The sequence below is a fragment of the Selenomonas sp. genome (genome assembly GCF_052169755.1).
Taxonomy (GTDB): Bacteria; Bacillota; Negativicutes; order Selenomonadales; family Selenomonadaceae; genus Selenomonas.
The window spans coordinates 1-6,574 of sequence record NZ_JBQNBV010000113.1; the positions used below are offsets into that span (position 1 = coordinate 1).

General features: G+C 56.4%; 6 protein-coding genes. 2 read left to right on the forward strand and 4 right to left on the reverse strand.

The features are described from left to right. Window positions 1–163: 163 nt before the first annotated feature. The 4 genes from ACTTKG_RS08190 to ACTTKG_RS08205 form a co-directional block, all read right to left on the reverse strand. The gene (locus tag ACTTKG_RS08190; RefSeq protein ID WP_442673727.1) at window positions 164–2,173 is read right to left on the reverse strand and encodes a molybdopterin-dependent oxidoreductase; all 2,010 of its coding nucleotides are present in this window, start codon (window positions 2,171–2,173) and stop codon (window positions 164–166) included. Window positions 2,174–2,485: 312 nt separating this feature from the next. Next, window positions 2,486–3,289, reverse strand: a complete 804-nt coding sequence (locus ACTTKG_RS08195) for a MetQ/NlpA family ABC transporter substrate-binding protein (protein ID WP_442673728.1) — start codon at window positions 3,287–3,289, stop codon at window positions 2,486–2,488. A gap of 66 nt (window positions 3,290–3,355) precedes the next feature. Next, window positions 3,356–4,018: a methionine ABC transporter permease gene (locus tag ACTTKG_RS08200; RefSeq protein ID WP_442673729.1), complete on the reverse strand. Its 663-nt coding sequence runs from the start codon at window positions 4,016–4,018 to the stop codon at window positions 3,356–3,358. Continuing rightward, the gene (locus ACTTKG_RS08205; protein WP_442673731.1) at window positions 4,008–5,045 is read right to left on the reverse strand and encodes a methionine ABC transporter ATP-binding protein; all 1,038 of its coding nucleotides are present in this window, start codon (window positions 5,043–5,045) and stop codon (window positions 4,008–4,010) included. The genes ACTTKG_RS08200 and ACTTKG_RS08205 overlap by 11 nt, the downstream gene beginning before the upstream one ends. A 339-nt stretch (window positions 5,046–5,384) precedes the next feature. Here ACTTKG_RS08205 and ACTTKG_RS08210 point away from each other — a divergent pair, with 339 nt between their 5' ends. Together ACTTKG_RS08210 and ACTTKG_RS08215 are read left to right on the forward strand one after the other, a co-directional pair. Next, window positions 5,385–5,720 (forward strand): nitrous oxide-stimulated promoter family protein, encoded by a 336-nt coding sequence (locus tag ACTTKG_RS08210; RefSeq protein WP_442673732.1) that lies wholly within the window; start codon window positions 5,385–5,387, stop codon window positions 5,718–5,720. A gap of 72 nt (window positions 5,721–5,792) precedes the next feature. Continuing rightward, on the forward strand, window positions 5,793–6,574 hold a 782-nt coding region (locus tag ACTTKG_RS08215), incomplete at its 3' end, for a hypothetical protein (protein ID WP_442673730.1).

Below are 6,574 nucleotides of genomic sequence, written 5' to 3' on the forward strand. Positions count from 1 at the left end.
AACTGAACAGTTTCCAAAATGGAACTTTTTGCGTCAATTTATTTTACAACTTCCCAAAAGCCGCCCGTACAAGGCGGCAGAGAATTGACAAGTAAATTTCAGCAAAGTGGACGCTGGTGTGTGCGGTTTATTCGGGCGAGGCGTCGCTTTTCGGAGAAAAAAGTCATCTTTGCATACTTTCAACCCGTTCGACGCGGACGTTTACGTCGTAGAAGGTGCTGCCGCCGCCTTTGTCGGTCAGGCGCTGGCTGGTCAGCATGTTGATGCCGCACTTTTCTTTGCAGTAGGTGCGCCACCAGACGCCTTCGCTGACGAGTGTGCCGGAGCGGACGTGGCGGCTCAAGGAGAGCGTGAAGGCGGCTGTGCCGCGCTCGTTGCTGCATACGACGGGATCACCGTCCGAAAACCCCAGTTTCTCGGCGTCGTCAGGGTGCATCAGCAGCCGCATGACTTTGCCGTGCGAGAGTTCTTCGCGTTCGTTGAAGGATGAGTCGAGGATGCGTGCGTCGGGGGCGCTGATGAATTGGAACGGCTCCTCGTCGCCGTGGGCGGGGAAGTAGTCGGGCAGGGGCGGCTCTTCTTTCGGGTTCAGCAGTTCGATCTTGCCCGAGGGTGTTTTGAAGTCGAGCTTGTAATCTTCGGGCAGAGGAAGGTCAACGGGCAGGCCTGCGGCGAGAGCCGCTTTGTCTACGGGGAGCGGCCATGCGTCGGTTGAGGCGATCAGCTCTTCGATGAGTTCGGTCTCGCTTTTTTGGAAGAACGGGTCGTTAAGCCCCAGGACGTCGGCCAGCAGACAGGCGACAGTCCAGTTGGATTTTGCCTCGCCGACGGGCGAAATGACGGCTTCGCCGCGCTGGATCGTGTAGTGTCCATAGGCTGCATAGATGTCGCTGTGCTCCAGCGAGGTTGTCGCCGGCAGCACGATATCGGCATAGAGCACCGTGTCGGTTAGGAAGCGTTCGTGTACGACGGTGAAGAGGTCGTCACGCAGAAGGCCCTCGGTCACTTTCTTCTGGTCAGGCGCTGTGCAGGCGGGGTTTGAGGAGTAAACGAAGAGGCTCTTGATGGGCGGCTCCAAGGCGGATGTCAGAGCATTGCCGATCTCGCACATGTTGACGAGACGCACGTTTTTCCGCAGGTCGGGGCGCTGCACGATGTCCTTGCTGAAGGCGCGGCTGCCCGGGACAGAGGAGAGGAGACCGCCGCCCGGCTTCTTCCATGCGCCGACGGCGGCGGGCAGAGCGAGCAGGAGGCGCGTCGTCATCGCGCCGTTCGTATAGCGCGAGAAGCCGCTGCCCAGACGAATGAAGGGGGCGCGCGCCTTGCCGTAGGCGAGGGCGAGTTCTCGTATGGCCGCGGGGGAAAGTCCTGTGACGGCAGCGGCGCTTTCCGGCGTATGGCGCGGCAGGACATTTTTTTTCAATTCCTGCCAGCCTTGGACATGTGCGGCGAGGAAAGCCTCGTCCGTGAGTCCCTCTTTTTCCAGTACGTGAAGCAGTGCGAGCGCGAGTGCGCCGTCTGTGCCGGGACGTACGAGGAAGGCGCGGTCAGCTTGCTGCGCCGTAGCCGTCTCGTAGGTATCGACGCACCAGATCTTGGCGCCGCGCTGTTTCGCCAGCCGCACGTCGTGTGCGAAATGAATGTCCGTTGCGAACATGGATAGACTCCAGAGGATGATGAGATCGCTTTGCTGCGCTTCCTGCGGACGGATGGCAAGGGTCGATCCCATGACGGAGTTCCAGCCATGACGCTTCGCGGGAGAGCAGATCGTGCGGTCAAGCTCTGCCGCTCCGAGCGTGCGAAAGAGTGCATGGTAGGCATCGTGCTGCAAAAGCCCCATCGTTCCTGCGTAAGAGTAGGGCTGTATGGCTTCAGCGCCGTACTGCGCGATGATTTCCTGCCAGCGTGCGGCGATCTCCTGCACCGCTTCTTGCCATGAAATCGGGCAAAATTCGCCTGCGCCTTTCTTCCCCGTGCGCTTGAGCGGCGTGAGCAGGCGGCGCGGCGAATGGACGGTGCGCTCGTAATGTGCCATTTTCGGACAGAGCGTGCCGCGCGTGAAGCTGTGCGTGGGATCTCCCTTGACCTTTCGGGCGCGTCCGCCCTCGACCTCGACGAGAAGACCGCAGCAGTCGGGACAGTCATAAGGGCAGACTGAGCGCAGAATTTCCATGATAATTCCTCCTCGTATAATATGTAAAGCAAAGAACGGTGAAGTTGTCTTTCTGGCATGGGCAAACTTTCGGGATATATGTTCAGCCGTCATACGAAGCGGCATGTGTTGCTTTTTCGCCCGTTTCTTGTAATGGCGTCTTCAAAACGGCACGCTGTGCATATCCTCACGCTCTTACCGGAAACTTAGCCAATCGGTCTGCGTCTGCGGCTTGACTTCTTGGAGTTTCATAGCAAAAAGAAAAGCACCCGTCGCAGGTGCTTTTCTTTTTGCTCATGCTTCTGTGTGCATTCGCTAAGATGCTGCTGCCGATCAGAATGCGGGAACGATCGCGCCTTTGTATTTTTCGTCGATGAACTTTTTGACTTCCTCGGACTTCAGCGCTTTCATCAGCGCTTGGATCTCGGGGCGCTTCTCGTCTCCGACGCGTACGGCGATAATGTTGACGTAGGGGGATGTGCTGTCCTCCATGAAGAGCGCGTCTTTCGTGGGCACGAGGTTGGCTTGTATCGCATAGTTCGTATTGATGACGGCGGCGTCGACGTCATCGAGCGTGCGCGGCACTTGGGCGGCTTCGACTTCCTGAAATTTGAGGTTCTTCTTGTTTTCTGCGACGTCATGCACCGTTGGGTTCGTGCCGGAGCCTTCTTTGAGCTTCAAGAGGCCGGCTTTTTCGAGAAGCAAGAGCGAGCGCCCGCCGTTTGTCGGGTCGTTGGGGATGGCGACGGATGCTCCGTCAGAGAGTTCGTCGAGCTTCTTGATTTTGCGCGAGTAGACGCCCATCGGTTCGATGTGGATGCCGCCGGCGTTCGCGAGCTTCATTTCTTTGTGCTCGGCGATGAAGTTATCGAGGTACGGCAGATGCTGGAAAAAGTTCGCGTCGAGTTCCTTGTCGTTCAGCGCGATATTTGGCTGCACATAGTCGGTGAATTCGACAACTTCGAGCTTGTAGCCTTCCTTTTCGAGGAGCGGCTTGATCGTCTCAAGGATCTCGGCGTGCGGCACGGGTGTTGCGCCGACCTTGATGGTCTTGGATGCGGCGTCTTGTCCGCCGCATCCTGCGAGGGCGAGTACGGCGAGTGTGAGCGTCGCAAGGATGGTGAGAAGTTTTTTCATGATGTTCCTCCTTGTGAATGGGGATGTTTCGGTGAAAGCCAATGGAGACTGAGCCTTTGGCAGCTTTCATGAATGTTGCTTTTTATTTAATCCGTCCGCCAGGCGGTTGCCTAGGAACTGGACGATTTGCACGAGGACGATGAGAATGACGACGGTCGCGATCATGATGTCGGGCCGGAAGCGTTGGTAGCCGTAGCGAATCGCTAGATCGCCGAGACCGCCGCCGCCGATCGCGCCCGCCATCGCCGACTCGCCGACGAGAGCGATGATGACAGTCGTGAGCTGGGCGACGATGCTCGGCATGGCTTCGGGGAGAAGCACACGCCGCACGATCTGATAGGGCGTTGCTCCCATGGCGAGGGCGGCTTCGACGAGGCCGGCGGGCACCTCTTTGAGCGAGGTTTCGACCTGCCGCCCGATGAAGGGGATCGAGGCGAGGACGAGCGGCACCATCGCCGCTGTCGTACCGATGGAGGTGCCGACGATGAAGCGCGTGAAGGGGATGATCGCGACCATCAGGATGATGAACGGGATCGAGCGCAGCGCATTGACGACGGCGCCGATGGAGCGATTGAGCGGCAGGCATTCGAGAATCTGCCCCTTCGCCGTCGTCGCGAGCAGCACGCCGAGCGGTATGCCGATGAGACTGGCGACGATCATGGAAACGACGACCATGTAGACCGTTTCACCGAGCGCTTTGGTGAGGAGCGGCAGCATATCAGCGGACATAGCCGATCACCTCTTTCTTCAAGTCGCGCGTATCGAGGTAGGCGAGCGCACGGTTGATCTCTGCCTGCTCGCCTTTGATACCGACGATCATGCGCCCGTAGGGCACGCTTTTGATCTGATCAAGCGTGCCGTAGAGAATCGAAACTTCGATGGGAAAGCGGCGGATGACGTCGGCGATCACAGGATCGTCAGCGCGTTCACCGAGGAATGTCAAGCGAAGGAGCAGCTCGCCGCCTTCGATCGGCTCCGGCGACAGATCCTTTTGGCGGTAGTTGATCGGCAGGTCGTTCGATAAGAGCGTACTGACGAACTCGCGTGTGATCGGCTGCTGCGGCTTCGTGAAGATGTCGAGCACGGAGCCTTTTTCAGCGATGACGCCGCCCTCGATGACGGCGACTTTGTCGCATATATCCTTGATGACCTGCATCTCGTGCGTGATGATGACGACGGTCAACCCGAGCTTCTTGTTGATGTCGGCGATGAGCTGCAGGATGGATTTTGTCGTCTGCGGGTCGAGCGCACTCGTCGCTTCGTCGGACAGGAGCACTTTCGGATCGGACGCAAGCGCACGCGCGATGCCGACGCGCTGCTTCTGTCCGCCCGAGAGCTGCGACGGATACTGCTGCGCTTTGTCGGCAAGACCAACGAGCGCGAGCAGCGGCTCGACCTTCTTTTTGATCGTCTGCTCGTCTGTGCCGGACAGGCGCAGAGGGAAGGCGACGTTGTCATAGACGGTCGCCGATGACAGCAGATTGAAGTGCTGAAAGATCATGCCAATGCCCTTGCGCGCTTTGCGAAGCTCGGCTTCATTGAGCGCGGTCATATCTTTGCCGTCGACGATGACCTTGCCTTCGGTCGGACGTTCCAACATGTTGATGCAGCGGATCAGCGTCGATTTGCCCGCGCCCGAAAGCCCGATGATGCCATAGATCTCGCCGCGCCCGATGTCTAGGTCGATGCCGTTTAACGCCGTGACTTCGCCTGCCGTACTTGCGTAGCTTTTCTTAATTTTTGAGAGCTGTATCATGCTCACGGAATCACTTCCTTGTGCCTGCGCCGACGTGCGGTGGCAGGAAAGTATCATACCAAATTTATATGATTTGCATGTTATCATAGACGCGGCGGCTTGTCAAGATGTTTGCTGACCGCATCTTCTCTATTGTACGGGATTTGTTCCGTTTTGTATAGATGAATAGAGAATTTGAAAGAAAAAACTCGAAGCGGATGTCGGCTTTGCACTTGGCAGGTGATTTCTGTCATGCAAAAGTATTGTTTCCCACAGTGAGCTTTGCTATAATGTTCGCGAATGAGACACGAGGGACGGCGAGGCTGTCGCTTTGCCAAAGAGAGGAGCCGGATGATTCGCATGACAGCAGAGGAAAAACGCAAGGGTGAAATGGCGACGGTCAAAAAAATGCTCGAAATCTACTGCCGCGCACACCACGGCAAAGGCATGGCGCTGTGCGAGGAGTGTGAAAAGCTGCTTGACTATGCTTATGCACGCGTCGAGCGCTGTCCGCATATAGAGACGAAAACTTTTTGCAGCGCGTGCGAGACGCACTGCTACGCGCCTGCGATGCGCGAGAAAATCCGCGAAGCGATGCGCTACAGCGGCCCGCGTATGCTGCTGCACGCCCCGGGGATGGCGCTGCGGCATATATTCATCGAGTGGCGGGAGAAGCGTAGGGGGAAGCGTCGGTGAAGTTTCGCTTGCCTGTCGCTTTGGCAGATGTGGTATAATAAAATGAGTACGAGCTGCAAATGGGGTGAGGCGATGGGAAAATCCGTGGATGAGCAGAAGCGTGCATACGATGCCGTCTGCAAGAATGTACTTGCTGACCGATATATTTTGGCAAATATCCTCAAAGAATGTGTTGAGGAGTTTCAAAATGAAACGATTGATTATATAGCTACGAAGTGTATCCAAGGTGCGCCTGAGATCAGTACGACTCCTCTGTGCGCGGATGAGGCGGAGCTTCTGAAGCTCGATGGACTTAATACGGAAAGCAGTTCGTTGACAGAAGGCGTTGTTTATTATGATATCCGCTTCCGTGCGGTACTGCCGTGCGGTGAAAAGACGATCAAGCTCATCATCAACGTGGAGGCGCAGAACGATTTTACGCCGGGATATTCGCTTTTGAAACGTGCGATTTACTACTGCTGCCGCATGATTTCGGCGCAGTATGGCACGACGTTTTCCCATTCGGATTACGATTCAATGGAGAAGGTCTACTCGATTTGGATATGTACGCACCCAAGCAAGGCTTGGGAATACACGATCACAAAATATGCGATGCAGGAAATGAATCTCAAAGGTAAGGCACAGTCGGTGAAAGAGGAGTACGATCTGATCGTGCCCGTCATGGTCTGTCTCGGGAAGAAGCACTACAAGAAGCTGCAGGGGCTTTTGCGGCTATTAAACATCGTATTGCTTCATAAGAATGCTGACAACAGGGATGAAGTAGAAAAAGAACTGCAGGAACGGTTCCATGTAAAGGCGATGCCCAACATTGAGAAGGGAGTGGCAGAAATGTGCAATCTGAGCGAAGGCATATA